Raw genomic sequence first — 26,210 nt, forward strand, 5'->3', positions numbered from 1 at the left:
CTCGTTCGAGCTGGCGGACCAAGCTTCCCGAATCGGGGAGCGGACGTGCCATGGGGGTGATACATCTTCCCGGCCGGGGGTTATCCCCACCCCGGCCGGGGGGCCCTGGGCGTTCACCCGGTGTCCACCGGACGTCTTGCGGAGCGGGCAGGTTTCGGGGGGAGCGGAGCCGTCCCCTTAGACTCACGCATTGGCCATGGTTGAAACCGTGGTCGAGACCGTGCGGGCAAACCGTCGTAGAACTGTCTTAGAGGGCGGATTCACGGCCGAGGTGGAGGCGAAGGCATGGAGGGGCAGCAGGCGGCTGCCGTCGTGGCCGACCCGGCGGTCGGCAGCGGCTACTTCGACGCGTACGCCGCGATGGGCCTGCTGGCCGTCATCGGGGTGCTCTTCGTCACCGTGGCGTTCACCGCCAACCGCCTGCTGCGGCCGGTGGTGTACTCACCCGAGAAGCTCCTCGCCTACGAGTGCGGAGTGGACCCGGTGGGCGAGGACTGGGCGCACACCCAGATCCGCTACTACGTGTACGCCTTCCTGTACGTGATCTTCGCGGTCGACGCGATCTACCTGTTCCCGTGGGCGACCGTCTTCGCCGCCGCCGGGTACGGCGCCGCAACGCTGATCGAGATGTTCCTCTTCATCGGCTTCCTCGCGGTCGGACTGCTCTACGCCTGGAAGAAGGGCGTTCTGGAATGGACGTGACGCACACCCACTCGCACGGTGCCCAGGGCGGTCCCGTCCCGCTCGGCCTGCCCGACCCCGCCCGCCCCGGCGCCGTCGAGCACCGCGGCCTCGGCCCGCTGGCCCGGCTCGCGCCCGACCCGGTCAAGGTCGTGCTCAACTGGGGCCGTCGCTACAGCCTCTGGTGCTTCAACTTCGGCCTGGCCTGCTGCGCGATCGAGTTCATCGCCGCGTCCATGGCCAAGCACGACTTCATCCGGATGGGCGTCATCCCGTTCGCGCCGGGCCCCCGCCAGGCGGACCTGATGATCGTCTCCGGGACGGTCACCGACAAGATGGCGCCCGCCGTCAAGCGCCTCTACGAGCAGATGCCCGAGCCGAAGTACGTCATCTCCTTCGGCGCCTGCTCCAACTCCGGCGGCCCGTACTGGGACTCGTACTCCGTCACCAAGGGCGTGGACCAGATCATCCCGGTCGACGTCTACGTGCCCGGCTGCCCGCCCCGGCCGGAGGCGCTGCTCCAGGGCATCCTCAAGCTGCAGGAGAAGATCGCCGCCGAGTCGCTGCCCGGCCGCTACGCCGCGCCCGCGGCGGCGCTGCGCCGTCCGCTGGTGCCGGGGCCTTCGAGCGGTCCGGCGGCCGGTCCGTCGGCCGGTTCGTCCGAGGGAGGGGTCTCGTGACCACGCCTGAGCAGTACGCGGCGTCGGTCGGGGAGTGGGCGACCGGCGCCGAGGCGTACGGGCTGATCACCGTCGACGTGCCGGCCGAGCGCTGGATCGAGGCGCTCACCAGCGCCCGGGACGTGCTGGGCCTGGGCTTCTTCGACTGGCTGAGCGCCGTCGACGAGCTCGCCGAGGGCTTCTCCGTGGTCGCCCACCTGGCCGCCGCCGAGGCGCCGGGCGTGCGCCACCTCGCGCTGCGCACCCGGGTGCCGCGCGACGGGGCCGCGCTGCCCAGCGCCGTCGCGGTGTACGCGGGCGCCGCCTGGCACGAGCGCGAGACCCACGAGATGTTCGGCATCGACTTCCCCGGGCACCCGTACCTGGCCACCCTGCTGCTGCCGGACGGCTTCGAGGGGCACCCGCTGCGCAAGGAGTTCGTGCTCGCGGCGCGGGTCGCCAAGGACTGGCCGGGCGCCAAGGAGCCGGGAGAGTCGGACCACGGCGGCGGGCCGGCCCGGCGCAAGATGCAGCCGGCCGGTGTGCCGGACCCGAACGAGTGGGGGCCGCTCAAGGGCACCCTGCCGCCGGTCGCCGAGCGGCCCGCGCGCGGTGCGCGGGCGGCGGGCGCGGCGGCGCGGACGCCCCGGGCGGGCGCGGCTGCGGCTGCGGCCGCTGGTGCCGGTGTCGAGGGTGCGGGTGCGCCGCCGGTGCGGGCGGACCGGCCGCGGCGGACGCGGTCGGTGTCGGAGGGGTCGGCGAGCCAGGCGGCCGCCGAGGCTTCCGCGGCTCCGGAGGCCGCCGCCGTCGAGGGTGCGCCGCCGGTGCGGGCGGACCGGCCGCGGCGGACGCGGTCGGTGTCCGAGGGGTCGGTCAGCCAGGCGGCCGAGGAGACTCCTGCCGCCACCGAGTCCGCGGCTCCGGTCCGGCCCCGGTCCTCCGACGCGCCCTGGCACCACCCGGTGCCCGCCCACGACGAGAAGCCGTCGGCCGAGGAGCCGTCGACCGAGGAGCCGTCGACCGAGGAGCCGTCGACCGAGGAACCGGGCGGGGCCAAGCACGAGAACTCGGCCGGCGCGGCCGACCAGGACGGAGACGGCGCGTGAACCTGCTCGACACGGTGCTCCGCTGCGTCGCCACCCTCGTCGTCTTCCTGCTCTTCCCGCTGGTCATCGGCCAGACCGAGCACAAGGTCATGGCGCACATGCAGGGCCGGCTCGGCCCGATGTACGCGGGCGGCTTCCACGGCTGGGCGCAGCTCGTCGCGGACGGCGTGAAGTTCGCGCAGAAGGAGGACGTCGTCCCGGCCGGGGCGGACCGCCGGATCTTCCAGCTGGCGCCCGCCGTCTCGCTGCTGCCCTACCTGTTCGTGCTGCTGGCGATCCCGGTCGGACCGGACGGCTTCGTCGGTCAGGCGATCGACGCCGGGCTGTTCTTCGTGCTGGCCGTGATGGGCGTCGGCGTGATCGGCAAGCTGATGGCCGGCTGGGCCTCGGCGAACAAGTTCTCGCTGCTCGGCGGTCTGCGCACGGCCGCGCAGCTGATGTCCTACGAGCTGCCGATGGTGCTGGCGGCGGCCTCCGTGGCGATGGCCGCCGGCACCCTGTCGCTGCCCGGGATCCTGGACGCCTGGCAGTGGTACTGGCTGCCCTGGCAGATCATCGGCGCCTTCGTGTTCTTCACGGCCGGTCTGGCCGAGCTCCAGCGGCCGCCGTTCGACATGCCGGTCGCCGACTCGGAGATCATCTTCGGCGCGTACACCGAGTACACCGGCCTGCGCTTCGCGCTGTTCCTGCTGTCCGAGTACGCGGGCATCCTGGTGGTGTCGGCGCTGACGGCGGTGCTCTTCCTCGGCGGCTGGCACGGGCCGATGGCGGACCAGCTCGGCTGGCTCTGGATGCTCCTCAAGACCTTCGCGCTGGCCTTCGTGGTCATCTGGCTGCGGGTCACCTATCCGCGCCTGCGCGAGGACCAGCTGATGCGCTTCGCCTGGGTGGGGCTGATCCCGCTCGCGCTCGTGCAGCTGGCCCTCACCGGCATCATCAAGGTGGCGATCTCATGAGCGAGCGATGGGGGTACCCCCGGCCGGAGGCTGGGGGAGAGCGAATCATCATCAGGTGCGTACGGGCGAATGCCCCTGCCGACCGTAGCGAGGTGGGCGCATGAGTTTCCCGGGTGTCGGCCTGGCCAAGGGGCTGGCCGTGACGTTGCGGACGATGACGCGGAAGAGCGTCACCGCCCAGTACCCCGACGTGCAGCCGGTGCTGCCGCCGCGTTCGCGCGGCGTCATCGCGCTGCTCGAGGAGAACTGCACGGTGTGCATGCTCTGCGCGCGCGAGTGCCCGGACTGGTGCATCTACATCGACTCCCACAAGGAGACGCTGCCGGCCGCCGAACCGAACGCGCGGGCCCGCACCCGCAACGTGCTGGACCGGTTCGCCATCGACTTCTCGCTCTGCATGTACTGCGGGATCTGCATCGAGGTGTGCCCCTTCGACGCGCTGTTCTGGTCGCCGGAGTTCGAGTACGCGGAGACCGACATCCACGAGCTGACCCACGAGCGGGAGAAGCTCCGGGAGTGGATGTGGACCGTCCCGGCGCCGCCGGCGCTGGACCCGGCGGCCGAGGAGCCCAAGGAGATCGCCACCGCGCGCAAGGCGGCGGACAAGCTGGCGGCGGCTGCGGCTGCTCTCGAGGAGAAGGGTGACGACGCATGACCGCGGCTGCCACGCTCCTCGCGGCGACCGGTTCGTTGGAGCCGGCCGCCCGTTCGTTCCTGTCCCCGACCGGCCAGGAGATCGTCTTCCTGCTGGTCGGCATCGCCGTGCTCGGTGCGGCGGTCGTCTCCGTCACCACCAAGCAGCTGGTGCACGCCGCGCTCTGGTTGGTGGTCGCGCTCGGCGGGCTGGCGGTGGAGTTCCTGCTGCTCACGGCCGAGTTCATCGCCTGGACGCAGGTGCTGATCTACCTCGGCTCGGTGATCGTCCTGGTGCTGTTCGGACTGATGCTCACCAAGGCGCCGATCGGGCGCTCGCCGGACGCCGACTCCAAGAACCGCTGGGTCGCCCTGGTCGTCGCGCTGGCCTCGGCCGGGACGCTGGTGACGCTGGTGGTCGACGCCTTCCGGAGCTCCTGGATCGACCTCGGCGCGGGCGGCGGCTCGACCGCCGTCACCGGGGCCAGCCTGTTCCGGAACTGGGTACTGCCCTTCGAGGCGCTGTCCGTGCTGCTGCTGGCGGCGCTGGTCGGCGCGATCGTGCTGTCCCGCGGGTCCAGGCGCCGGGTGCCGGCGCCGCGGGCGGGCAAGGTGCGGGCCGGTCGGCCGGTCGGCTCGAACGGGACCGTCGCCGCGACCGCTCCGCGCACCGCACCGGAGGCCGCCACGCCGTCCGCCCCGCCCGCGCCGTCCGCGTCGGAGGAGAGCTGATGCACCTCGCCTACCCCGTCGTCCTCGCCGCGCTGCTGTTCAGCGTCGGCGTGTACGGCGTGCTCGCCCGGCGCAACGCCGTCCTGGTGCTGATGTCCGTCGAGCTGATGCTCAACGCCGTCAACCTCGACCTGGTCGCCTTCGACGCCTGGCTGCGCGACTCGCTGCACGCCGGGCAGGCGCTCACCCTGTTCACCATCACCGTCGCCGCCGCCGAGATCGGGCTGGGGCTCGCCATCGTCCTGCTGCTGTTCCGGGCCCGGGGCACCGCGGACATCGACCGGGCCACCGCGCTCGGCGACCCGGCCGAGACGCTGGCCGAGGAAGCGCCGGACGACACCGAGGCACTGAAGGGCCGGGCCACCGCATGAACCTCGCCCTGCCCGCGCTCGTCCCCGCGCTGCCCGCGCTCGGCGCCGCCGCGACCCTGGCCACCGGCAAGAAGGCGCCCGGGCTGACCAGGCCGCTGGCGATCGTCCCGGTCGGCGTCTCGGCCGTGCTCGCCCTGGTGGTCGCCCTCCAGCTCGGCACCGGCCGGACCCTGGACGCGGCCACCAGGCTCACCCCGACCGGCGGCCCGGACATCTCGCTGGCCGTCCACCTGGACGGCTTCAGCTCGCTGATCTCCGTGCTGGTCGGCGTGGTGGCCACCTGCGTCCAGGTCTACTCGACCGCGTACCTGAAGGAGGACCGGCGCTACCCCTCGTACGCGGCGCTGGTCTCGCTGTTCACCGCGGCGATGTTCCTGGTGGTCTTCTCGGGCGACCTCATCGTGCTGCTGGTCGGCTGGGAGGTCATGGGCGTCTGCTCGTACTTCCTGATCGGCCACCACTGGGAGACCGCGGACGCCCGCTCGGCCTCGCTCAAGGCCTTCCTGGTCACCAAGCTCGGTGACGTGCCGTTCCTGTTCGGGATCTTCCTGCTCGGCACGGACGCCCACAGCTTCCGGATCCCGGACGTGCTGGCGGCCGCGGGCGAGGGCAGGCTCGGCCACCCGACCCTGATCGCACTGCTGCTGCTGGCCGGCGTGGCCGGCAAGAGCGCGCAGTTCCCGCTGCACACCTGGCTCCCGGACGCGATGGCCGGTCCCACGCCGGTCTCCGCGCTGATCCACGCGGCCACCATGGTCGCGGCCGGCATCTACCTGGTGGCCCGGCTGATGCCGGTGTTCCTGCAGTCGGGCGCGGCGCTGGTCGTGCTCGCGGTGATGGCCGCCGTGACGATGATCGGCTCGGCGCTGTGCGCGCTCGCCCAGGACGACCTCAAGCGGGTGCTCGCCTACTCCACCGTCGGCCAGCTCGGCTACATGGCCGGCGCGCTGGCCAGCGGGGACCGCGAGGCCTCGGTGTTCCACCTGGTCAGCCACGGCGCCTTCAAGGCGCTGCTGTTCCTGGCGGCCGGTGTGGTGATCCACGCCGCGCACACCAACTCGATCTCCGCGATGTCCCGGATCCCGGGGCTGCGCAAGCGGGTGCCGGACGCCTACTGGACGACGGGCATCGCGCTGGTCGCGCTGGCCGGGCTGCCGCCGTTCTCCGGCTTCTTCAGCAAGGAGGCGGTGCTGACCGCCGCCGAGCACGCCGCCAACGGCGAGGCGCTGACCAACGGGCTCGGCCCGGCCTCGGCGGTGCCGCAGACGGCCGGCTGGATCGTGCTGATCTCGGCCGGGCTCACCGCGCTGCTCACCGGCGCCTACGCGACCAGGCTGTTCCTGGTCACCTTCCACAGCCCGGCCGGGGCCGCCGCGGCGGCACCCGAGGTGCTGCCCTCCGCCGACCGGGCCACGGTGGTGGCCGACCACGAGGCCGACGCGCCGTACTCGCCCGAGCTGGACGAGGCCGACCCGGCCATCGCCGAGCCGCCCGCGATGCGCTGGCCGCTCTGGGTGCTGGCCGTCCCGACCATGGCCTTCGGCATCGCCGGGCTGCGTTCGGACTGGCTGCCCGCACTGCTGGACGGCGGCTCGCTGCGACCCACCGGCGTCACCGCCGTGACCGGCATCGGGCTCGCCGTGGTCGGGGTGCTCGCCGCGTACGGCGCCTGGCGCTCGGCCACCGCGCGGCTGGCCACCGGCCGTCCCGCTCCGGCTGCCGTCGGCCGGGTGCCCGGACAGGCCGGAGCCCCGGTCGCCGAGGTGGTCGTCGCCGACCCCGGGCGCACCCTGCTCGGCCCGCTGTTCGGCCCGGCCCGGCACGGCTTCGGCGTCGACCGGCTGTACCACGCGCTGTTCGTCCGCCCGGTGGCCGCCGCCGCCCAGCTGGTCCGCTTCCTCGACCGGGAGGTCGTCGAGGGCTACGTCCAGGGCAGCGGGATCGGCGCCAACCTGCTCGGTCGGGCCGTCCGGCTCGCGCAGACCGGCAACGCGCAGACCTACCTCAGCGCGCTGCTCGCCGGGGTCGTCCTGCTGGCCGTCCTGGTGGCGGTGTAGCCGGTGCTGCTCCCCTCCGCCCCCGTCCCGTTCACCGCCACAAGGAGCCCCCGATGAACGCGGTCCTCATCGCCCTCCTGGTGCTGCCACTGCTCGGCGCCGCGCTCACCCTGGCGCCGGTGTTCGGACCGGACCGGGCCGTCGCCGACCGGCGCGCGCTGCGGCTGAACTCCGTGGTCACCGGCGCGGTGTTCCTGGTCTCCGTCGCCCTCGCGGCCGGCTTCGACCACGACGCGCCGGCCCGGATGCAGGCCACCACCGACGTGTCCTGGATCCCGGCCCTGCACGTGCGCTTCCACCTCGGCGTGGACGGCGTCTCGCTGCCGCTGATCGTGCTGACCGCACTGCTCACCTTCCTCTGCGCGCTGTACTCGGAGAAGCGGCTGCCGGACGGGGAGAACGCGCCCTCGGCGCAGGCCTTCGTCGGGCTGTTCCTGCTCCTCGAGGTCGGCATGCTCGCCACCTTCGCGGTGCTGGACCTCCTGCTCTTCTTCCTGGCCTTCGAGATCGTGCTGGTCCCGATGTACTTCCTGATCGCCCGCTGGGGGAGCGGCGCGAAGACCCCGGCCGCCAACCGGTTCATCCTCTACACGCTGCTCGGCTCGGCCGTGATGCTGCTCGGCTTCCTGCTGATCGGCAGCAAGGCCGGCACCTTCGACATGCAGGCGCTGGCCGCCGGGCACGGCAACGGCCTGAGCCACACCACCCAGGTGATCGCCGCGCTGGCGATCATGGTCGGGCTGGCGGTCAAGGCGCCCGCCTGGCCGCTGCACAGCTGGCTCCCCGACGCGCACACCGCCGCTCCGACGGTGGGCTCGGTGCTGCTCGCCGGCGTGCTGCTGAAGATGGGCACCTACGGTCTGGTCCGCGTGCTGCTGCCGATCGTGCCGGGCGGCACCGCGACGCTCGCCCCCTACCTGGGCGCGTTCGCCGCCGTCGGCATCGTCTACGGCTCGCTCGCCTGCCTGGCGCTGGCCCGCCCCGGATCCAAGGGCGACCTCAAGCGCCTGATCGCGTACTCCTCCGTCGGCCACATGGGCTTCGTGCTGCTCGGCATCGCCTCCCTCACCCCGGTGGGCGTCAACGGCGCGCTGTTCGCCAACATCGCCCACGGTCTGATCACCGGTCTGCTGTTCTTCCTGGTCGGGGCCGTCAAGGACCGCTACGGCACGGCGAACCTCGACACCCTCTCCGGCGCCACCGGCGCCGCCCTGTACGGCCGGGCACCCCGGATCGGCGCGCTGCTCGCCTTCGCCGCCGTCGCCAGCCTCGGCCTGCCCGGGCTGGCCGGCTTTTGGGGCGAGCTGCTCGCCATGTTCGGCGCCTTCGACCCGGCCGCCGGCCTGTCGCGCCCCGCCTTCGTCACCTACATGGCCCTGGCCGGCCTCGGCACCCTCCTCACCGCCGCGTACCTGCTGATCGTGGTCAAGCGCGTCTGCATGGGCGACCCCGAGCAGCCCGCGCCGGTGAGGCAACCGGCCGACCTGCGCCCGTACGAAGCCGTCAGCTGGACGCCGCTGGCCGCGCTCACGCTGGTGGCCGGGCTCTGGCCCGCACTCCTGCTCGGCCTCTCCGACCCTGCCGTCAAGCACCTCCTCGGGGGTGGCTGACCGTGCTCGCAGCCCACACCGCCGCACTCGGACCTCACTCCACGGGGCAGCACACTGTGACCTCCCTCGCCGTAGCCAACCCGGGCAGCCTGATCCAGTCCGTGGACTGGGTGGCGATCGCGCCCCCGCTGATCGCCGCCGTGGCCGCCCTCGCGGTGCTGGTCACCGACCTGTTCCTGCCCGAGCGGCACAAGAAGTGGCTCGGCCGCCTCACCGCGGCCGGGCTCGCCCTCGCCCTCATCGCACTCCTTCCGCTGACCGGTGGGTCACCCCGGGCGACCTTCTGTGTCCGGAACGTAGCAGGGGCCACTGACACCCCATCGATCAGCGGCTCCGCCGCGGGTGGTTGCTCGTACGTCGCCGACCACTTCGCGCTGGTCTTCCAGCTGCTCGCCCTCGGCGGCGCGCTGATCGCGGCGCTGCTGTCGATGCACACCGTCGACCGGGAGAAACTGCCCGGCGGCGAGTACTGGTTCCTGCTGCTCTCCAGCGCGACCGGCGCCGCCCTGCTGCCCGCCTCCCGCGACCTCGCCACCATGGTGATCGCCCTGGAGGTCGCCTCGCTGCCCGCCTTCGCGCTGGTCGCGCTGCGCCGGGACGGGCGGGGCGCGGAGGCCGCGCTCAAGTTCTTCGTCTCCTCGGTGACCGCGACCGCGGTGATGCTGCTCGGCATCGGCTTCGTCTACGCGGCGAGCGGCAGCCTGCACCTCGGGGCCGTCGCCCAGGGCCTGGAGCACGCCCCCGGCCAGCTCAAGCCGCTGGCCGAGGCGGGGGCCGTGCTGACCCTGGTCGGCTTCGCCTTCAAGGTCGCCGCCGTCCCGTTCCACTTCTGGGTGCCCGACACCTACACCGGCGCCCCGCTGCCGGTGGCCGGCTACCTCTCGGTGGTCGGAAAGGCGGCCGGCCTGTCCGGGCTCGCGCTCGCCACCACCATCGCCTTCCGCCCGTACGCCCACACCTGGGGCCTGGCGCTCGCCGTGCTGGCGGCCGCCACCATGACCGTCGGCAACGTCGGCGCGCTGCGGCAGCGCTTCGACACCCGGTACAGCGCGGTGCGGCTGCTCGCCTGGTCCTCGGTCGGCCAGGCCGGTTACCTGCTGGTGCCGCTCGCCGCGGCCGGGTACGCGCCCACCGGGGCCGACCCGCTCGGCGCGACCGCCGCGTACGCGCTGATCTACGGTGTGGTGAACCTCGGCGCCTTCGGGGTCGTCGCCGCCGTCGGCCGCCGGGCCGGGACCAGCGTGGACGACTTCCGCGGCCTGTTCGCCCGCAACCGCTGGACGGCGCTCGCGCTGGCCTTCTTCCTGCTCTGCCTGGCCGGTCTGCCGCCCGGCGTGATCGGCCTGTTCGGCAAGGTCGTGGTGTTCCGGGCGGCGGTGGACGCCGGGCTGGGGTGGCTGGCCGTGGTGATGGCCGTCAACGTTGTCGTCGCCCTGTACTACTACCTGCTGTGGACGGCCCGGCTGTTCGCCCCGGCGGAGGCCGCGGCGGCGGTCGCGGACGGCGCCGCGCCGCGGCTGCCGGTCAGCCTGACCGCCACGCTGGGGCTCACCGCCTCGGCGGCGGTGGTGCTCTCGGTCGCCCCGCAGCTGGTCCTCCAGGTGGCCGGCGGCAGCCTGTTCTGAGCCGGGTCCTGCGGTCGTCGGCCGGGGCCCGTACGGGTGTCGCGTCGGTCACAAGGGAACAAGGCCTCGGCCCCCACCCGTTGACCGGGCAAGAGGGACGAGGCAGAAAGGGCTTCCCCGCCGCACCACTGGAGGGTCGCCGTGCACAGCCGGCACAACGGACTGAGGACCGCCGTCCTGCTCGGTGGCCTCTCGGCGCTGATCCTGGTGATCGGCAGTTTCTTCGGTCGGACCGGCTTCGTGATCGCCCTGCTGGTCGCCCTCGGGACCAATGCCTACGCCTACTGGAACAGCGACCGGATCGCGCTGCGGGCCATGCGGGCCCGCCCGGTCAGCGAGTTCGAGGCGCCCGGGCTGTACCGGATCGTGCGCGAGCTCTCCACCTCGGCCCGCCAGCCGATGCCCCGCCTCTACATCTCCCCGACCCCGGCCCCGAACGCCTTCGCCACCGGCCGCAACCCGCGCAACGCGGCGGTCTGCTGCACCGAGGGCATCCTGCAGATCCTGGACGAGCGCGAGCTGCGGGGCGTGCTCGGGCACGAGCTGAGCCACGTCTACAACCGGGACATCCTGATCTCCTCGGTCGCCGGGGCGCTGGCCTCGGTGGTGATGTTCCTGGTGAACTTCGCCTGGCTGATCCCGGTCGGCCGGGACGAGGACGACGACGGCCCCGGGCTGTTCGGGATGCTCGCCATCATGATCCTCGGGCCGATCGCCGCCGGACTGATCCAGCTGGCCGTCAGCCGCTCCCGGGAGTACCAGGCCGACGCGGACGGCGCCCGGATCACCGGCGACCCGCTCGCCCTCGCCAGCGCACTGCGCAAGCTCGACGCCGGCACCCGCCAGCTGCCGCTCCCGCCGGAGCCCCAGCTGCAGACGGCCAGCCACATGATGATCGCCAGCCCCTTCCGCCCGGGCGAGGCGGGCGCCCGGCTGTTCTCGACCCACCCGCCGATGGCGGAGCGGATCGCCCGGCTGGAGCGGATGGCGGGGTACCGGCGGTAGGGGTCGGCCGCTGGGGCCGGGTGGGGTGGGGCCCGGGACTCGTCGGGGGCTGTGGCTGTTCTCGACCCACCCGCCGATGGCGGAGCGGATCGCCCGGCTGGAGCGGATGGCGGGGTACCGGCGCGACCCAGTCCTATCCCACCCCGCCGCGCCGGGGCCGGGGTGTTGGAGCCCGGGAGTCGGCGCCGGGGTCTGCCGGGTGGGGCGGGGGTCAGCCCGCCAGTTCCTCGTAGGCGGTCCGCAGCCGGTGGATGCCCTCCGCCACCTGGGCGGGGCTGTCGGCGGCGGCGTAGCTGAGGCGCAGGTGCGGGGCCGGGGGTTCGGCGGCGTGGTAGGGGCGGCCGGGGGTGACCTGGACGCCGGCGCGCAGGGCGGTGGCGGCGAGGGCGGCGTCGTCGGTGCCGTCCGGGAAGCGCAGCCACAGGTGGTAGCCGCCGGGCCGGTAGGCGTCGAGCACGCCGGGCAGTTCGCGGTGCAGGGCGGCCACGGCGGCGGTGCGGCGGTCGCGCAGTTCGGCGCCGAGGGTGCGCAGGTGGCGGGCCCAGGCGGGGTCGGAGACCAGTTCCAGCGTCGCCTCCTGGAGCGGCCGGGGCACGAAGAAGCTGTCCACCACCTGGGTGGCCCGCAGCCGGGCGAGCGCCGGGCCGCGCGCGGTGAGCGCGCCGACCCGCAGGTTGGGGGAGGCCGCCTTGGTGAGCGAGCGCAGGTGCACGACGACGCCGTCCTGGTCGTCGGCGGCGAGCGGGCGCGGCAGCGCCGGGGCGTCCGCGTGGACGAGCAGCCGGGCGAAGTCGTCCTCGATCACGAAGGCCCCGGCCGCGCGGGCGATCCGCAGCACCTCCGCCCGCCGCGCGGGCGAGAGCACCGCGCCGGTGGGGTTCTGGAACAGCGGCTGGCAGACGAACACCCGCGCCCGGGTGGCCTCGAAGGCGTCGGCGAGCAGCTCGGTGCGGACGCCTTCGGCGTCGATCGGCACGGGCACCGGGCGCAGTCCGGCGGCCCGGATGACCGCGAGGATGCCCGAGTACGTCGGCGACTCGACCAGCACCGGTGAACCGGGTGCGGCGAGCGAGCGCATCGCGACGGTGAGGCCGCCCTGTCCGCCGGAGGTGATCAGGACGTCCCCGGCGCTGATCGGTCCGGCGTGGCCGCCGATGTCGCGGGCGAACCAGCCGCGCAGCTCGGTGAGGCCGTCGGTGGGCGGGCGGTCCCAGGCGCCCGGGCGGCGGCCGGCCCGGGCGAGGGCGGCGGCGAGCAGCCGTTCGGGCAGCAGGGAGGCGTGCGGGTAGCCGCTGTTGAGGTCGACGACGTCGGGCGGGGGCACCCGGAGGGTGGCGAACACCGGGGCGGCCAGCAGGTCGCGCGGGCCGGAGTCGGCGCTGAGCGCGACCTCCTGCCAGGAGAGGTCGCCGGGGCGCGCGGCCGGTGCCGACGGACTGTCGGGGGCCGCCGCGAAGGCCGCCGCCCGGAACACCCCCGCGCCCGGCCGGGAGACCACCAGCCCCTCGGCGACCAGGACCGCGATGGCGCGGGAGACCGTCACCGGGCTGACCTGGTGGCGTTCCATCAGGGCCCGGCTGGAGGGGAGCTTTCGTCCCTCCGGGTAGCGCTCGACCTCCCGCCGCAGGCTGTCGGCGAGTTCGGCCACGCTGCTACGCTCGTTCATGACGGCACAAGATAGCGCTATCCACCCTGCGGCGGTAGCACCGCAGGGCAGCGGTCCCGCCTCCGGCACCGCCCTCGCCGCCCTCGGGGTGGCCTCCTTCTCGCTCAGCTTCCCGGCGACCGCGTGGTCCCTGACCGGCTTCGGCCCGTGGACCTCGACCGGGCTGCGCGGTGCCCTGGCCGGGGTGCTGGCGGGGCTGTACCTGCTGGCCTCCGCCGCCCCGCTGCCGAAGCGGCGGCAGTGGCCCGGCCTGCTGGTGGTCTCGGCCGGCTGCGTGGTGGGCTTCCCACTGCTCACCACGCTCGCCCTGCGGACCTCCTCGACCGCCCACTCGGCGGTGGTCATCGGCGTCCTGCCGCTGGCCACGGCGGTGGTCGCGGCGCTGCGCACCGGCCGCCGGCCGTCCCGGGCGTTCTGGGCGGCGGCGCTGGCCGGGGCGGCGGCCGTGCTCGCGTTCACCCTGCTGCAGAGCCGTGGCCGGCCGACCGCCGCCGACCTCTACCTGTTCGTCGGCCTGCTGATCTGCGCGGCCGGGTACGCGGAGGGCGGGCGCCTCGCCCGGGAGCTCCCGGGCGCCCAGGTGATCGCCTGGGCGGTGGTGGCCGCGCTGCCCGTGATGGTGCTGACCTCCGGGTACGGGCTGGCCGCGGAGCCGGTGCACCTCGGCGCGAGGGCGCTGGCCGGGCTGGTGTACATCGCGGCGGTCTCGCAGCTCGGCGGGTTCGTGCTCTGGTACCGGGGGATGGCGGCGATCGGTGTGCCGAGGGCCAGCCAGTTGCAGCTCGCCCAGCCGCTGCTGACGCTGGTCTGGTCGGTGCTGCTGCTGGGGGAGGACCTGCCGGTGGCCGCGCCGGTGACGGCGGTGGTGGTGCTGGTCTGCATCGCGGTCACCCAGCGGGCCCGGGCGTAGGGCCCGCCTGTGGGGCCCGGGTGCGGCCGTGTCCGAGGACGCCTCCCGGCGACGTCGTGCGGGCCCGAACCCTCGCGTTGAGCCGTCCGGAGGATCCCCGCGCTCGTTAGGATGACCACGCGCCCCGCGTCGGTCCGGGGCGCGGCATCCGGAGGGAGTGGGCCGTCATGGCAGACCAGAGGCACGCCCCGGCGTCCGGGGACGCGCCGGCCCGGAGGCGTGGCCAGGGCGAGCTGGAGGCGCAGGTGCTGGCGGTGCTCCAGCAGGCGCCCGGTCCGGCCAGCGCGGGGTGGGTCCAGGAGCGCCTGGAGGGCGATCTGGCGTACACCACGGTGATGACCATCCTGTCCCGGCTGCACGCCAAGAACGCCGTCTCCCGGAGCCGCTCCGGCCGCTCGTACCTGTGGCAGGCCTCCGCCGACGCCGCCGGGCTGGCCGCGCTGCGGATGCGCCGGATGCTCGACGGCGAGGCGGACCGGGACGCCGTCCTGGCCAGTTTCGTCAGTGCGCTGCTGCCGCACGACGAGGAACTGCTGCGGGCGCTGCTGGACGCCGCGTCCGCGGATCCGGCAGCGGCCGACCGTGAGAGCTGACCCGTGGGCTTCTTCGTCTTCCTCCCGCTCATCCTGCCGCTGACCGCGGTGCCGATCGCCCGGCTGACCGAGCAGCACCTGCACCCGCGCGGCGCGACCCGGCTGATGACCGTGATCAGCGCCGTGATGGCGGTGTGCAGCGTGCTCTGCCTGGGGCTGATCGGCGTGGTCGGTACCGCGCAGATCCCGGGCAACCCGCTGCCGGACAGCTGGTCCGACCCGGTGGTGCGGCACGCGCTGCCGTACCACGAGACGGTCGGCACGGCCGCGATGTGGCTGCTGGTGCTGGTCGGCTTCACCTGCGGCCGGACGCTCGTGCGGCACCTGCGGGTCCGCTCCCGGGCCCGCCGGGCCCTGGCCGGGCTGCCCGAGGGGCCGGCCGGGGCCGAGGGCCTCGCGGTGCTGCCGGACCGCAGTCCGTACGCCTACGCGCTGCCGGGCTCGCCCGGGCGGGTGGTGGTGTCCACCGGGATGCTGGACGGGCTGGCCGAGGACGAACGCGAGGCGCTGCTCGCGCACGAGCGGGCGCACCTGCGCCACCGTCACCACCGCTACCTGCTGACCACCCAGCTCGCCGCCTGCGTCAACCCGTTCCTGCGGCCGCTGCAGGAGGCGGTGGCGTTCAGTGCGGAGCGGTGGGCGGACGAGGAGTCGGCCCAGGCGGTGGGGGACCGGCGGATCACCGCCAGGGCGGTGGCCCGGGCGGCCCTGGTCTCGCACGCCGCCCCGGCGCCGGGCTTCGCGGCCTTCGCCGCCCCGGCCGCCGCCCAGCCCGGCCCGGTGCCGCGCCGGGTGGCGGCGCTGCTCGGCCCGGTGCCGACCGCCCGCAACTGGCCGCCGGCCAAGACCCCGGCGGGCCTGGCGGCGATGGTCGCCGCGGTCGGTACGGCCGCCTCGGCGCTGTGCGCGCTCAACGCGGCGGTGGCCCTGCTGGTGGTGCTGAAGGCCGTCACCCCGCTCTGAGCGGGCGGGTCAGTCGCCGATCCGGACGATCATCTTGCCGGTGTTGGCGCCGCGCAGCATGCCGAGGAAGGCGTCCACCACGCGGTCGAAGCCGTCCACGACCGTCTCGTCCGGGACGAGGGCGCCGGAGCGCAGGTGCGGGACGAGGAAGTCGTACAGCTCGGGGCGGGCGTCCAGGTGGTTGCGGACCAGGAAGCCCTCCAGGTGAAGGCTCTTGCCGACCACGTCGTAGAGGTTGCGCGGCGCGGTCGGCGGGTTCTTCGCGTCGTCGTACTGGGCGACGGCGCCGCACCAGGCGATCCGGCCGTGGTCGCGCATCGCGCCGATCGCGCCCTCCAGGTGGGCGCCGCCGACGTGGTCGAGGTAGACGTGCAGTCCGTCCCGGGCGGCCTCGCGCAGCCGGTCGGCGATCGGGCCGTCGTGGTCGAAGGCGGCGTCGAAGCCGAGGTGCTCGGTGAGGTGGGCGGCCTTGGCGGCGGAGCCGGTGCTGCCGACGATCCGTCCGGCGCCGAGCAGCCGGGCGATCCGGCCGCGGCGGTGCCGACGCCGCCGGCCACGGCCGAGACGAACAGGGCTGGCCGTGATGGGCCCCGAGGTACGGGGTGCCGGTGCCGACCCGGCGGGGACGGTGACCGGAACGCTGCGGATCGCCGCCTTCCGCAGCGCCGCCGCCCACCTGCTGCCGCCCGTCCTGGCTCGGCTGGCCGCCGAGCACCCCGGGCTCACCCCGCACGTGCGGATCGTCCGGGAGCTCGGCCGGGGCACCGCCGGCGAGGTCGCCGACGGGCGCGCCGACCTGGGGCTGGCCACCCTGGACGCGGGCGGCCCGCCGCCCGTCCCCGGCCTGGTCGCGGTGCGGCTGTACCGGGAGTCGTACGCCCTCGCGCACCCGCAGGACCACCCGGAGCCCCGCCGACTGCCGCTGGTCGACTGGGCCGAGAACTGCGACTCCTACACCAGGGACTGGTGGCGGCGGCAGGACTGGCTCCCGCCGGCGACCGTCGACGCGGAGGACGACACGGTGGCGCTCTCGCTGGTCGCCCAGGGCCTGGGCATGGCGATCATGCCCCGGACGGCGCTGCTCGGCGCCCCGCCCGGGCTGGCCGTCACCGACCTCGGCCCCCGGCCGCCCAGCCGCTTCGTCGGGTACGTCACCACGCCCGAGCTGGCCGGGACGCCCGCCGTCCGGGCGCTGATCCGCGAACTGCGCGCGCTGCCGCTGCCGGCCGGGCTGAGCGCCGCCTAGTCTTCGACGCTCTCCCGGAGCCTGCGGAACTCGGCGGCCAGCGCGTCCGGGGTCTAGTGGGCGTTGAGACCGCTCGGGCTGGGACGATCGGCCCGCCGGTCGCGCAGCCACCGCAGGCCGAGGACCACCACGGCCGCGTACGTCCAGCCCGCGAGGATGTCCACGATGAAGTGCTCGGCGCCGTAGACCAGGGTGAACGCCATCGCGAGCGGATAGGCGACCAGCAGCGCCCGCAGCCGGGGCCCGGCGGTCGGCCAGAAGAGGAAGAGCAGCATCGCCGGGTAGGCGGAGTGCAGCGAGGGCATCGCGGCGACGTCGTTGGCGAACTGGCTGCCGTTCTCCAGCAGCGAGTCGGCCTGCGGCAGGCCCATGGTGGAGATGGTCTCCCAGACCACCCGGTGCAGCGGCGGCAGGTCGCCCTGCTGGGCGACCAGCCACGGCGGGTCGGCCGGGTAGAGCAGGTAGGTGGCGAAGCCGGCGAAGGTCAGCGTGAAGTAGCAGGCGAGCAGCTGCCGGAAGCGCTGGTGGGAGCGCCGCCAGAGCACGGCGAGCAGGACGAAGACCACGAGGAAGTGGGAGAGGTAGACGGCCGTCGCCGCGTAGTCGTACCAGTGCGGTGAACCCGGGGTGTAGAGCGCGTGCTGGATCCGTACGGTCCAGGTCTCGCCGAGGCCGAGCACCTCGTCGGCGCGCAGCTGGGGCAGCCAGTGCGGGGCCCACGGGGTGTGCGCGCCGTAGCCGCGCAGCAGGGAGTAGACCCAGACCACGGCCATCACCGGGATCCAGTCGCGCAGCACCGGCAGGAAGCCGCGCGGGCCGTGGCCGCTGTGGAGGGCGGCGGTCAGCAGGGCGCCGATCAGCCAGAGGAACACCACGTCGTTGGCGAAGGCCATGCCCTGGGTGGCCAGGAACCAGACGAAGCCGGTCAGGTAGGCCGGCCAGGCCAGCAGCCGCAGTCTCGACAGGCCGGTTCGGTGGTCGGGGGCGGTCGCGGGGCGCAGTCGTCCGGCCCGCACCGGGGGCGGTGGGGCCGGGCTGAGCAGCTTCGTCATGCTCACTGAAACTAGCAACGCAAGCTTGGAGGACTCTGGGTGAACTATGACCGCCTCGTAAGAAAATCGCAGGCTTGGGTCAAATCTCGCCGGGCAGGCGGGCAGGCGGGCAGGCGGGCAGGCGGGTCAGGCGGGTCAGCGGGTCAGGCGGGTCAGGCCACGATGCCGAGGTCGTGCGGGGTGTTGTTGAAGCGCCGCCCGCCGTTCGCGGTCACGGTGACGATGTCCTCGATCCGCACCCCGAACCGCCCCGGCAGGTAGACGCCCGGCTCGATCGAGAAGCACATGCCGGGCACCAGCGGCCGCTCCTCGCCCTCGACCAGGTACGGCGGCTCGTGGGTGGTGATGCCGATGCCGTGGCCGGTGCGGTGGATGAAGTACTCGCCGTAGCCGCCCTCGGTGATCACCCGGCGGGCGATCCGGTCGATCTCCTGGCAGCTCACCCCGGGCCGGACCGCCTCGAAGGCGGTCTGCTGGGCGAGCCGGACCAGGTCGTGCACCTTCCGCACCTCGGCCGGGGCGTCCGGGCCGACGTGCACGGTGCGGGTGGTGTCGGAGCCGTAGCCGTCCTTGAGGCCGCCGAAGTCCAGCACCACGGTGTCGCCGGGCCGGATGATCCGGTCCCCGGCCTCGTGGTGCGGGTTGGCGCCGTTGGGGCCGGAGCCGACCACGGTGAAGTCGACCTGGCTGTGCCCGTACTGGATCAGCAGCGCGCCGAGGTCGGCGGCCACGTCGGTCTCCCGGCGGCCGGCGAAGGCGACCTCCAGGATGCTCCGGTAGGCGGCGTCCGCGGCGCCGCCGGCCGCGGCCAGGCGGGCCAGCTCCTCGGCGTCCTTGACCGCGCGCAGCATCGGCAGGGTCTCGGTGAGCGAGGTGAAGACGGTGCCGGGAAGGGCGGACTGGAGGCCGAGCAGGTGCATCGCCCAGGCGTTGTCGGAGATGCCGTAGCGCCCGGCCGGGTCGAACAGCGGGCCGACGGTGGCGTACGGGTCCTCGCCGTCGGACCAGTCGAGCAGGTCGACGGCCGGGGCGCCGACCGCCTTCTCGGCGTCCGGGCGCTCCAGCTTGGGGACGATCAGCGCGGGGCGGCGCCCCGCGGTGAGGACGAGCGCGGTGAGCCGCTCGGTGATCGCGGTGGGCTGGTAGCCGCACAGGTAGGTCAGGTCGGGGCCGGGGGCGACCACCAGGCCGGCCAGACCGGCGGCGGTCGCCTCGGCGGTGGCCCGGGCCATCCGGGCGGTGTGGTCCTCGGTGGTGAACGGACGGGTCACGGTTCTGCCTCCTCGGGGGCCGGACGAACTGCTTCCTGCACTTCCTTGGATGTTCAACTGCACCACAGTCAGCGGTTGTTGGCGTAGACCCCCGGCGGTGCCGGGAGACCATCGGACGGATTCCGGGTCAGGACGACGTGCTTCCTACGGCGCCGCGCAGCTCCTGGGCCGCCTGGGCCTCCTGGACGGCTGGCTTGGCGGTGGCCCCAGGCGAGCGCCGACCCGGCTCGCGCAGCCGCCGGAACAGGTACGGGATCAGCAGCCGAGGATCAGCGGACCGGCGCCGACGATCCCGGTGCACGACCCCACTGGCACCAGACGGCCGCGAAGCCGAGCGGCTTCGACAGGCCCTCCGGGGCCCGGCGGTGGATCCCGCCCTCCCGGCCGGAGGCCGGCTCGGCGGAGATCGGCGCGGTCGGCGGCAGGGACACCCCGGCGGGCTCTCCCGGACCGGGTGGGGGCGAGCCCGGGGAACTCACGCGGCCATGGAACTCACGCGTCCGTGGAACTCATCGGTCCTCCTCCGGTACGGCCCCGGTCGGCTGCGCGGGGTGTGCCGCCGGGAGGGACCCCGGGGGCAGGCCGTACCCGGTCAGTTCACCCGGTTGCCCCGTCCTCCGCATGCGGCATGCGCCCGTGCGGGTGATCGGCGGTCAGCTGGGTGTCGATGTCGCGGCGCTGAAGCCGCTCGCCGACCCGCTGCGCCTCGCCATCCTCGGCGCCCTGAAGTCCGCCGAGGACCGCCCGCTGACCGCCAAGGAGCTCGCCGCCGAGCTCGGTGAGCCGCAGACCAAGCTCTACCGGCACATCGAGCAGCTGGAGAGGGCCGGGCTGATCCTGGTGGCCGGCACCCGGCTGGTCTCCGGCACCGTGGAGAGCCGCTACCGGGTCGCCCAGGACTCGATCCGGCTCGCCCCGGAGATGTTCACCACCGACTCCCCGGCCCGCTCCGGGGCGTACGACGCGATGCTGGCCACGCTCGACCGGGTCCGCGGCGACTTCCGCAGCCAAGTGGCCGACGGACGGCTGGACTTCGGCCAGTCGTAGGACGGTTCGGGCACTCCGTCCGGCCTGTTCGCGAACTTCGCGCTGCGGATCCGCCCGGAGCGGCCGGCCCGGCTGCACGCCCAACTGCAGGAGATCCTCGACGAGCTGGCGGCGGAAGCTCCGAGTACTGTCGATGACGCCGTGGACGTCACCTCTTCACCTGCTCTACGGTCTTCGGCCGGGCACGGAATCATAAATTCCGCGCCTACTGTCGGTGTGGTGGGACACCATGTCCGGCATGTCGTATGAACTCCAAGCGCTGATAGGCACGTTGGAGCTGCTGACGGTGGCGGCGGCGGAAGTGCCGGTGGCCCGGGTGGTGCCGCTGGCGCAAGGGCTGGCGCTGATCCCGGTCACCTCCGCCGTGCTGGCCGCGCTCCAGGGCGACGGCGTCGTGCCCAAGTCCGGCAGCGGGGCGGGATTCGGCTGGCACCCGGACGGCTTCGAACTCCGGCTCGCCGCCTGGTCCAAGGCCGGTCCGATCGCCTGCGTCGAGGCCGAGTTCTGGGGCGGCAGCGGCACCCAGCGGGCCGCCGTCTGGTCGGACGGCCGGGTCGTCCTGGGGCCGCTCACCATGGGCGAGTTCGAGCCGGCACCGGCCGAGGGCACGCCGATCTCCCGGGTCCTGCGGCGGCTCGGCGGGTACGTCGAGCCGGGGCGGGTGGACGAGTTCGCCTCGGTCGGGCTGGGGGCGCACCGCAGCACCGCCGCCTGGGCGGCCGGCTGAGCCCCGGACGATCCGACGGGGTGTCAAAGCACGACGTGCCGCCGTTCGGCGTACCCGCGGTGGCTGCGTCCGGACGGCGACCGCACACCGCCGGTGACCACGCCGGCCCCGCCCAGGCGCCCCGGCTCCGCACCCGCGGGCCTCCAGGAGCAACTCGACACCCTGCGCGGCCAGGCGAGGGTCCTGACCGCCGCCACCCACCCCCACCCCGCCGCCCGCTGACCCGCTGCGCCGAGCTGACCCGCCGCACCGAAGCGAAAGGTCCCACCGACGCGAACGGCCCCGCCCCCGGATCCGGGAGCGGGGCCGTGCCGTCCGGTCCCGCGGGCGGGGAGCGGCGGTCGACTAGCGGTAGTTCACGAACTGGATCGCGAAGTCCAGGTCCTTGCCCTTGAGCAGGGCCTGGACGGCCTGGAGGTCGTCGCGGCTCTTGGAGCTGACGCGCAGCTCGTCGCCCTGGACCTGGGCCTTGACGCCCTTCGGGCCCTCGTCCCGGATGATCTTCGCGACCTTCTTGGCATCCTCCGTGGTGATGCCCTCCTTGATGTTCGCGAAGATCTTGTACTCCTTGCCGGACAGCTGCGGCTCCCCGGCGGCCAGAGCCTTCAGCGACAGGCCGCGCTTGACGAACTTCGTCTGCAGCACGTCCAGGATGGCCCGCACGCGCTCCTCTCCGTTGGCCTTCATCTCGATCTTCTCGCCCGAGCGGCTGATCTCGCCGCCCACGCCCTTGAAGTCGAAGCGGGTGGCGATCTCACGGGAGGTCTGGTTGATCGCGTTGTCGACCTCCTGCCACTCGACCTTCGAGACGATGTCGAAACTGGAGTCGGCCATGGGTGTTGGTCTCCTTGATGCTCTGGCTTCACTGGCACGGCCCGCCCCACCGGGCGCCCGCCGCCCAAGCCTATCCAGCGCCACCCCGGCCCCGCCCGCGACAGTCGCGCGGCGGTTCTCGATCGTCGCGTGATCTACCGAGTGGCGGACCACCCCCGGGGATCAGGTATGGTTTACCAAGTCGAACAGGGCGAGAGCCCCGGGAGGCGAAAATCCTGGCTGGTTGCCCGAGCGGCCAAAGGGAGCAGACTGTAAATCTGTCGCGCAAGCTACGCAGGTTCGAACCCTGCACCAGCCACAGGATGGAAAACAGCCCCTGATCTGCGGAAACGCAGATCAGGGGCTGTTTCGTTGTGTTCGAACACCGGTCACGGATGGTCGTGTTGCGCGGTTCGTCTCACCTCGTTTCGCCTGGATCCCAGCCCTGACCAGCGGTTCCGGACCAGGCGCGGACCAGGACCGGTGTGACCGCGCGCTTCAGCCGGCGAGTGAGCGCGAGGCTTGGCGAGCCATCGTTCAGCGTCGGGACTGGCATGATCGCCGGGTGGCGGATGTTCGCTTTCCGGCATGCCGGGGATCGGCGTGGCTGTGGCACGGGGGTGGTCACTGATGGCTTGGTGGTTCCGTCGGCGGTCGGAGCCCGACGAGGAGTTGGTATCGGTACGGCTGCCGGCTGGCAGGGCCGCCGAGATGCCGCCGGACGAGGAGCTGGCCGAGCTGACGGCTGAGGCGGAGCTGGGCGACGATGTGGCGATGGGGCACCTGGCGACGGCCCTGCATCTGAAGGGTGACCGGGCCGGCGCGCTGCGCTGGTGGGGCCGGGCGTGGGCGGCCGGGAACGTGGTTGCCGGCTTCAACCTGGGGATGCTGCACGCGGTGGCCGGTGACGCGAACCGCGCACAGGTGGTCTGGGAGAAGGTCGCGGCGCTCGGCGATCCGGACGCCATGCTGGGGCTCGTCAAGCAGGCGCTCGACCGTGGCGATGCGGCTGGTGTCGAGCGCTGGGCGTCGGTGATCCTCGCGCAGGACGAGGCGTTCCCGATCACCGCGCTGGGCGTGGCCTTCCGGGACCGCGGCGACCTGGAGCGCGCCGTACAGGCGTTCCTGCGCGCGGAGGAACTGGGCGACGGGTACGCGATGGAGTACCGGGCCCGGATCCTGGCTGCCCGGGGGCAGCACGAGGAGGCTGACGCGCTGCGAGCACGGGCGGTGACGGCCGAGCGGATGCTCTGAGGTCGCCATCAGGAGTCCTCGGGTGCCGGCGGGGGTGCGGCCCGCCGTTGGAGCCGTTCGGTGATGAGCCGGAGCACACTCGGCTACCGGACCGGGGGGTCGTCCGGCCGCCGGTGGCAGGGGTTATTGCGCATTACTTGCAATTACCCTGTGAAGGCAGCACAGTGGATGGCCGGGGGTGGGAGTCCTTCGAGCTGATCGTCTTCCCAACCGGCGTCCGCCGGGACAACGGCTCACCCACCCCCGCCAACGGCCCTCCTCCCGTCGTACGGGGGTCGCGTCAAGACCGCGTCAAGGCCACTGGTGGCGGCGTCAGGAACCCGTAGGGGCGAGTGGGTGCCCGGGCGTGCGAACCGCAGGATTCGGAGCAACTACCGACTGCGGAGGGCCGTCCGATGTCCAGCGCCACTTCCACCCCGGCCGTGACGGCCGAGCCCGAGCCGCCTGATACCGGGGCGGGTGACGAGCGGCACCGGCTCAGCGTGCTCGGCGGGCTGGCGGCGCTGTCGCTGGACGCGATGGCGTCGGTGGCGTACGGCCCGGAGTCGATCGTGCTGGTGCTGGCCGCCGCCGGTTCGTACGGGCTCGGCTTCACGCTGCCGGTCACGGTGGCGATCGCCGTGCTGCTCGCGGTGCTGGTCGCCTCCTACCGGCAGGTGATCGCGGCCTTCCCGGACGGCGGCGGCTCCTACGCGGTGGCCAAGGCCCACCTGGGCCGCCGGACGGCGTTGACCGCGGCCGCCTCGCTGGTGATCGACTACGTCCTGAACGTCGCGGTCTCGGTGACCGCCGGCGTGGCCGCGCTGACCTCCGCCCTTCCGGGCCTGTACGACGACCGGGTCTGGCTCTGCCTGGGAGTGCTCGCCCTGGTGACCGCCGTCAACCTGCGCGGCATCGCCGAGTCGGCGCGCTGGTTCATGGCGCCGACGGCCGTTTTCGTCCTCGCCGTCCTGGCGATCGTCGTGGTCGGCCTGTTCCGCGACGCGCCGGCGAGCACCGAGGCCGCCGCCGGCCACGCCTCGGTGCTCGCCGAGAACGCCAGCGCGGTCGGCGCGCTGTTGCTGCTGAAGGCCTTCGCGGCCGGCTGCTCGGCGCTGACCGGCGTCGAGGCGGTGGCCAACGCCGTCCCCTCCTTCCGGACCCCGCGGGTGAAGCGGGCCCAGTACACCGAGGTCGCGCTCGGCGCCCTGCTCGGCGTGATGCTGATCGGCCTGGCCGTGCTGATCGGCCGCTTCCACCTCCAGCCGGTCGACGGCGTCACCGTGCTCGCCCAGCTCGCGGACGCCTCGCTCGGCCACGGCACCGGCTTCTACGTCGTCCAGTTCGCCACCGTGGTCCTGCTCGGCCTGGCCGCCAACACCTCCTTCGGCGGTCTGCCGGTGCTGATGGACCTGCTCGCCCGGGACAACCACCTCCCGCACGTCTTCGCGCTGCGCGCCGACCGCCAGGTGTACCGGTACGGCGTGCTGTTCCTGGCCGCGGTGTCGGCCGTGCTGCTGGTCGGCTCCGGCGGCGACGTCAACAGCCTGGTGCCGCTCTTCTCCATCGGTGTGTTCGTCGGCTTCACCGTCTGCCAGGTCGGCATGGTCCGGCACTGGTACCGGAACCGCCCGGCCGGCTGGCGATGGAAGGCCGCGCTGAACGGCTTCGGCGCGCTGCTGACCGGCCTCGCGGCGATCGTGGTGACCGGCACCAAGTTCACCGAGGGCGCCTGGGGCATCGTGGTCGCCCTGCCGCTGCTGGTGCTGCTGTTCGAGGCCATCCACCGCAGCTACGGGCGGATCGGCGAACGCCTGGAGCTCGGCCGGGTGCCGGGCCCGGTGACCCGCCGGCGCAGCCTGGTGGTGGTCCCGGTGACGGCGATCACCCGGCTCACCCGGGACGGCCTGTCGGCGGCGCTGTCGCTGGGCGACGAGGTGTTCGCGGTGACCGTGGTGCACGATCCGGCCGACGCCGAGGCGCTGCGCCGGGACTGGGAGCTGTGGCAGCCCGGTGTGCCCCTGCTGGAGATCCCGGACGGCCACCGGCAGCTCGGCCGGCCGATCGCCGCGTTCGTCAACAAGCTCGGCGAGGAGCGTGCCTACGACCGGCTCACCGTGCTGATCCCCGAGGTCGAGCCCGCCCACTGGTGGCAGCGCGCGCTGCAGAACCGGCGCGGCGCCGTGATCGACCGCGCCCTGCGCCGGCACACCGACGCGGTGGTCTGCCGGCTGCGGATGCGGATGTGACCGGATGCGGATGTGACCGGCGGCGGAGGCCCGTGCACGGCCCCGGACGGCGAGCGGCGGTTTCCAGCTGCCGTCCGGGGCCGTTCGTCGTCCCACCACCCGTGCGCGTCAAGGTCCCGTCAACGACCGGTCGTCACCCGTATGGACGGCGTCAGGGCCTCCTGAACGCGCCCTTGACGGCTGGTTTGCTGCATCTGCCGGTCGTCCGCCGGTGCCGCACGGAAGCCCTTCGGTCCGTCCGCGGCATCTCCCGAACCACGCTGGTGGAGCCCATGTCCGACCTCATCTACGTCGGTGTCACGGTCGCCGTGTTCGCCGTCATCGCCCTGATCGCGCGGGGGGTGGAGAAGCTGTGAGTGAGCGCAGCGAGCGAACCATCGAGAGGTGCGGGTTGCGCGAAGCGCCTGCCGAGCGCAGCGAGGTGGGCGCATGAGTGCCGAGAACCTCGCAGGTCTCATCGTGGCCGTCGCTCTTGTCGGCTACCTCGTCGTGGCGCTGATCTACCCGGAGAAGTTCTGACATGGGCTCCACTCTCGCGGGCTGGCTGCAGGCCCTGGCCCTGGTGGCCGCGCTGGTCCTGTGCTACCGGCCCCTGGGCGACTACATCGCCCGCATCCTGACCACCTCCAGGCACCTCGGAGTCGAGCGCGGCATCTACAAGGTGATCGGCGTGGACGGGGACGCCGACCAGCGCTGGCCGGTGTACCTGCGCTCGGTGCTGGCCTTCTCGGCCGTCTCGGTGCTCTTCCTCTACGGCCTGATCCGCCTCCAGGGCTACCTGCTGCTGAACCTGGGCGTCCAGCAGATGGACGGCCACCAGGCCTGGAACACCGCGATCTCGTTCGTCACCAACACCAACTGGCAGTCCTACAGCGGTGAGTCCGCGATGGGCCACCTGGTGCAGATGGCTGGCCTGGCGGTGCAGAACTTCGTCTCCGCGGCCGTCGGCATCGCCGTCGTGGCGGCGCTGATCCGGGGCTTCACCCGGAACCGGACGGACCGGCT

24 protein-coding genes, 1 tRNA gene and 3 pseudogenes are annotated in these 26,210 nt (G+C 73.5%); 23 read left to right on the forward strand and 5 right to left on the reverse strand.

What is annotated here, in order from left to right; translation table 11 throughout:
* The first annotated feature begins 285 nt into the window (after positions 1–285).
* The 11 genes from ACWCYO_RS15265 (at position 286) to htpX (ending at position 11,435) form a co-directional block, all read left to right on the forward strand.
* Entirely contained in the window at positions 286–702 is a 417-nt protein-coding gene (locus ACWCYO_RS15265) for an NADH-quinone oxidoreductase subunit A (RefSeq protein WP_449784489.1), read from the forward strand.
* Positions 693–1,361 (forward strand): NADH-quinone oxidoreductase subunit B, encoded by a 669-nt coding sequence (locus ACWCYO_RS15270; protein ID WP_270146404.1) that lies wholly within the window; start codon positions 693–695, stop codon positions 1,359–1,361. Before ACWCYO_RS15265 ends, ACWCYO_RS15270 begins: the two co-directional genes overlap by 10 nt.
* Positions 1,358–2,446: an NADH-quinone oxidoreductase subunit C gene (locus ACWCYO_RS15275; RefSeq protein WP_449784490.1), complete on the forward strand. Its 1,089-nt coding sequence runs from the start codon at positions 1,358–1,360 to the stop codon at positions 2,444–2,446. Before ACWCYO_RS15270 ends, ACWCYO_RS15275 begins: the two co-directional genes overlap by 4 nt.
* Positions 2,443–3,402: an NADH-quinone oxidoreductase subunit NuoH gene (gene nuoH / locus ACWCYO_RS15280; RefSeq protein ID WP_405000696.1), complete on the forward strand. Its 960-nt coding sequence runs from the start codon at positions 2,443–2,445 to the stop codon at positions 3,400–3,402. Before ACWCYO_RS15275 ends, nuoH begins: the two co-directional genes overlap by 4 nt.
* A gap of 100 nt (positions 3,403–3,502) precedes the next feature.
* Positions 3,503–4,057, forward strand: coding sequence for a NuoI/complex I 23 kDa subunit family protein (locus ACWCYO_RS15285; protein ID WP_270146406.1), 555 nt, complete (start codon positions 3,503–3,505; stop codon positions 4,055–4,057).
* On the forward strand, positions 4,054–4,767 hold the full coding sequence (locus ACWCYO_RS15290; protein WP_449784491.1) for an NADH-quinone oxidoreductase subunit J family protein: 714 nt from the start codon (positions 4,054–4,056) through the stop codon (positions 4,765–4,767). The genes ACWCYO_RS15285 and ACWCYO_RS15290 overlap by 4 nt, the downstream gene beginning before the upstream one ends.
* A complete protein-coding gene (gene nuoK / locus ACWCYO_RS15295; RefSeq protein ID WP_270146408.1) occupies positions 4,767–5,138 on the forward strand; it encodes an NADH-quinone oxidoreductase subunit NuoK in 372 nt (123 codons plus the stop codon). The genes ACWCYO_RS15290 and nuoK overlap by 1 nt, the downstream gene beginning before the upstream one ends.
* Positions 5,135–7,195, forward strand: coding sequence for an NADH-quinone oxidoreductase subunit 5 family protein (locus ACWCYO_RS15300; protein ID WP_270146409.1), 2,061 nt, complete (start codon positions 5,135–5,137; stop codon positions 7,193–7,195). Before nuoK ends, ACWCYO_RS15300 begins: the two co-directional genes overlap by 4 nt.
* A 53-nt stretch (positions 7,196–7,248) precedes the next feature.
* On the forward strand, positions 7,249–8,805 hold the full coding sequence (locus ACWCYO_RS15305; protein ID WP_449784492.1) for a complex I subunit 4 family protein: 1,557 nt from the start codon (positions 7,249–7,251) through the stop codon (positions 8,803–8,805).
* 56 nt (positions 8,806–8,861) lie between these two features.
* On the forward strand, positions 8,862–10,430 hold the full coding sequence (locus ACWCYO_RS15310) for an NADH-quinone oxidoreductase subunit N (protein WP_449784493.1): 1,569 nt from the start codon (positions 8,862–8,864) through the stop codon (positions 10,428–10,430).
* 141 nt (positions 10,431–10,571) lie between these two features.
* Complete coding sequence (gene htpX, locus ACWCYO_RS15315; RefSeq protein WP_270146412.1) at positions 10,572–11,435, forward strand: zinc metalloprotease HtpX; 864 nt, start codon at positions 10,572–10,574, stop codon at positions 11,433–11,435.
* 301 nt (positions 11,436–11,736) lie between these two features.
* Here the strand turns inward: htpX and ACWCYO_RS15320 are convergent.
* Positions 11,737–13,101, reverse strand: a pseudogene (locus ACWCYO_RS15320) (aminotransferase-like domain-containing protein); the annotation flags it as partial.
* On the opposite strand from ACWCYO_RS15320, the gene ACWCYO_RS15325 reads away from it, so the two are divergent.
* From ACWCYO_RS15325 to ACWCYO_RS15335, 3 genes are all read left to right on the forward strand, one after another.
* Positions 13,100–14,011 (forward strand): DMT family transporter, encoded by a 912-nt coding sequence (locus ACWCYO_RS15325; RefSeq protein WP_449784494.1) that lies wholly within the window; start codon positions 13,100–13,102, stop codon positions 14,009–14,011. The pseudogene ACWCYO_RS15320 and the gene ACWCYO_RS15325 overlap by 2 nt on opposite strands.
* 167 nt (positions 14,012–14,178) lie before the next feature.
* Positions 14,179–14,604 carry a BlaI/MecI/CopY family transcriptional regulator gene (locus ACWCYO_RS15330; protein WP_270146415.1) on the forward strand — a complete coding sequence of 142 codons (426 nt, stop codon included), beginning with the start codon at positions 14,179–14,181 and terminating at the stop codon, positions 14,602–14,604.
* A 3-nt stretch (positions 14,605–14,607) separates the two neighbouring features.
* Positions 14,608–15,567, forward strand: coding sequence for a M48 family metalloprotease (locus ACWCYO_RS15335; RefSeq protein WP_270146416.1), 960 nt, complete (start codon positions 14,608–14,610; stop codon positions 15,565–15,567).
* A 9-nt stretch (positions 15,568–15,576) separates the two neighbouring features.
* Here ACWCYO_RS15335 and ACWCYO_RS15340 read toward each other — a convergent pair.
* A pseudogene (locus ACWCYO_RS15340) lies at positions 15,577–16,139 on the reverse strand (zinc-binding dehydrogenase); the annotation flags it as partial.
* A 2-nt stretch (positions 16,140–16,141) separates the two neighbouring features.
* Here ACWCYO_RS15340 and ACWCYO_RS15345 point away from each other — a divergent pair.
* Positions 16,142–16,813: pseudogene (locus ACWCYO_RS15345) on the forward strand (LysR family transcriptional regulator substrate-binding protein); the annotation flags it as partial.
* 53 nt (positions 16,814–16,866) lie between these two features.
* On the opposite strand, the gene ACWCYO_RS15350 reads toward ACWCYO_RS15345, so the two are convergent.
* Together ACWCYO_RS15350 and ACWCYO_RS15355 are read right to left on the reverse strand one after the other, a co-directional pair.
* Positions 16,867–17,865 (reverse strand): phosphatase PAP2 family protein, encoded by a 999-nt coding sequence (locus ACWCYO_RS15350; protein ID WP_449784495.1) that lies wholly within the window; start codon positions 17,863–17,865, stop codon positions 16,867–16,869.
* A gap of 152 nt (positions 17,866–18,017) precedes the next feature.
* On the reverse strand, positions 18,018–19,097 hold the full coding sequence (locus ACWCYO_RS15355) for an aminopeptidase P family protein (protein WP_449784505.1): 1,080 nt from the start codon (positions 19,095–19,097) through the stop codon (positions 18,018–18,020).
* A gap of 660 nt (positions 19,098–19,757) precedes the next feature.
* On the opposite strand from ACWCYO_RS15355, the gene ACWCYO_RS15360 reads away from it, so the two are divergent.
* From ACWCYO_RS15360 to ACWCYO_RS15370, 3 genes are all read left to right on the forward strand, one after another.
* Positions 19,758–20,183: an ArsR/SmtB family transcription factor gene (locus ACWCYO_RS15360; protein ID WP_449784496.1), complete on the forward strand. Its 426-nt coding sequence runs from the start codon at positions 19,758–19,760 to the stop codon at positions 20,181–20,183.
* 238 nt (positions 20,184–20,421) lie between these two features.
* On the forward strand, positions 20,422–20,910 hold the full coding sequence (locus tag ACWCYO_RS15365) for a hypothetical protein (protein WP_449784497.1): 489 nt from the start codon (positions 20,422–20,424) through the stop codon (positions 20,908–20,910).
* Positions 20,911–21,003: 93 nt separating this feature from the next.
* On the forward strand, positions 21,004–21,132 hold the full coding sequence (locus ACWCYO_RS15370; protein ID WP_449784498.1) for a hypothetical protein: 129 nt from the start codon (positions 21,004–21,006) through the stop codon (positions 21,130–21,132).
* Positions 21,133–21,255: 123 nt separating this feature from the next.
* Here ACWCYO_RS15370 and ACWCYO_RS15375 read toward each other — a convergent pair whose 3' ends face one another.
* Entirely contained in the window at positions 21,256–21,744 is a 489-nt protein-coding gene (locus tag ACWCYO_RS15375; protein WP_449784499.1) for a YajQ family cyclic di-GMP-binding protein, read from the reverse strand.
* A 217-nt stretch (positions 21,745–21,961) separates the two neighbouring features.
* Between ACWCYO_RS15375 and ACWCYO_RS15380 the strand changes: the two genes are divergently transcribed.
* From ACWCYO_RS15380 to ACWCYO_RS15400, 5 genes are all read left to right on the forward strand, one after another.
* Positions 21,962–22,042, forward strand: a tRNA-Tyr gene (locus ACWCYO_RS15380).
* 269 nt (positions 22,043–22,311) lie between these two features.
* A complete protein-coding gene (locus tag ACWCYO_RS15385; protein ID WP_449784500.1) occupies positions 22,312–22,977 on the forward strand; it encodes a hypothetical protein in 666 nt (221 codons plus the stop codon).
* Positions 22,978–23,372: 395 nt separating this feature from the next.
* Entirely contained in the window at positions 23,373–25,205 is a 1,833-nt protein-coding gene (locus ACWCYO_RS15390) for an APC family permease (protein WP_449784501.1), read from the forward strand.
* Between the two features lie 429 nt (positions 25,206–25,634).
* Positions 25,635–25,724 carry a K(+)-transporting ATPase subunit F gene (gene kdpF / locus ACWCYO_RS15395; protein WP_141633550.1) on the forward strand — a complete coding sequence of 30 codons (90 nt, stop codon included), beginning with the start codon at positions 25,635–25,637 and terminating at the stop codon, positions 25,722–25,724.
* Between the two features lies 1 nt (position 25,725).
* On the forward strand, positions 25,726–26,210 hold a 485-nt coding region (locus ACWCYO_RS15400), incomplete at its 3' end, for a potassium-transporting ATPase subunit KdpA (protein ID WP_449784502.1).

This window comes from Kitasatospora sp. NPDC001683 (assembly GCF_053596495.1).

Coding starts and splice junctions, on each gene's coding strand:
- ACWCYO_RS15265 (WP_449784489.1), top strand. CDS start 286: ATGGAGGGGCAGCAGGCGGCTGCCGTCGTGGCCGACCCGGCGGTCGGC.
- ACWCYO_RS15270 (WP_270146404.1), top strand. CDS start 693: ATGGACGTGACGCACACCCACTCGCACGGTGCCCAGGGCGGTCCCGTC.
- ACWCYO_RS15285 (WP_270146406.1), top strand. CDS start 3,503: ATGAGTTTCCCGGGTGTCGGCCTGGCCAAGGGGCTGGCCGTGACGTTG.
- ACWCYO_RS15290 (WP_449784491.1), top strand. CDS start 4,054: ATGACCGCGGCTGCCACGCTCCTCGCGGCGACCGGTTCGTTGGAGCCG.
- nuoK (WP_270146408.1), top strand. CDS start 4,767: ATGCACCTCGCCTACCCCGTCGTCCTCGCCGCGCTGCTGTTCAGCGTC.
- ACWCYO_RS15300 (WP_270146409.1), top strand. CDS start 5,135: ATGAACCTCGCCCTGCCCGCGCTCGTCCCCGCGCTGCCCGCGCTCGGC.
- ACWCYO_RS15305 (WP_449784492.1), top strand. CDS start 7,249: ATGAACGCGGTCCTCATCGCCCTCCTGGTGCTGCCACTGCTCGGCGCC.
- ACWCYO_RS15325 (WP_449784494.1), top strand. CDS start 13,100: ATGACGGCACAAGATAGCGCTATCCACCCTGCGGCGGTAGCACCGCAG.
- ACWCYO_RS15330 (WP_270146415.1), top strand. CDS start 14,179: ATGGCAGACCAGAGGCACGCCCCGGCGTCCGGGGACGCGCCGGCCCGG.
- ACWCYO_RS15350 (WP_449784495.1), bottom strand. CDS start 17,865: ATGACGAAGCTGCTCAGCCCGGCCCCACCGCCCCCGGTGCGGGCCGGA.
- ACWCYO_RS15355 (WP_449784505.1), bottom strand. CDS start 19,097: ATGGCCCGGGCCACCGCCGAGGCGACCGCCGCCGGTCTGGCCGGCCTG.
- ACWCYO_RS15360 (WP_449784496.1), top strand. CDS start 19,758: ATGCGGCATGCGCCCGTGCGGGTGATCGGCGGTCAGCTGGGTGTCGAT.
- ACWCYO_RS15365 (WP_449784497.1), top strand. CDS start 20,422: ATGTCGTATGAACTCCAAGCGCTGATAGGCACGTTGGAGCTGCTGACG.
- ACWCYO_RS15375 (WP_449784499.1), bottom strand. CDS start 21,744: ATGGCCGACTCCAGTTTCGACATCGTCTCGAAGGTCGAGTGGCAGGAG.
- ACWCYO_RS15385 (WP_449784500.1), top strand. CDS start 22,312: ATGCCGGGGATCGGCGTGGCTGTGGCACGGGGGTGGTCACTGATGGCT.
- ACWCYO_RS15390 (WP_449784501.1), top strand. CDS start 23,373: ATGTCCAGCGCCACTTCCACCCCGGCCGTGACGGCCGAGCCCGAGCCG.
- kdpF (WP_141633550.1), top strand. CDS start 25,635: ATGAGTGCCGAGAACCTCGCAGGTCTCATCGTGGCCGTCGCTCTTGTC.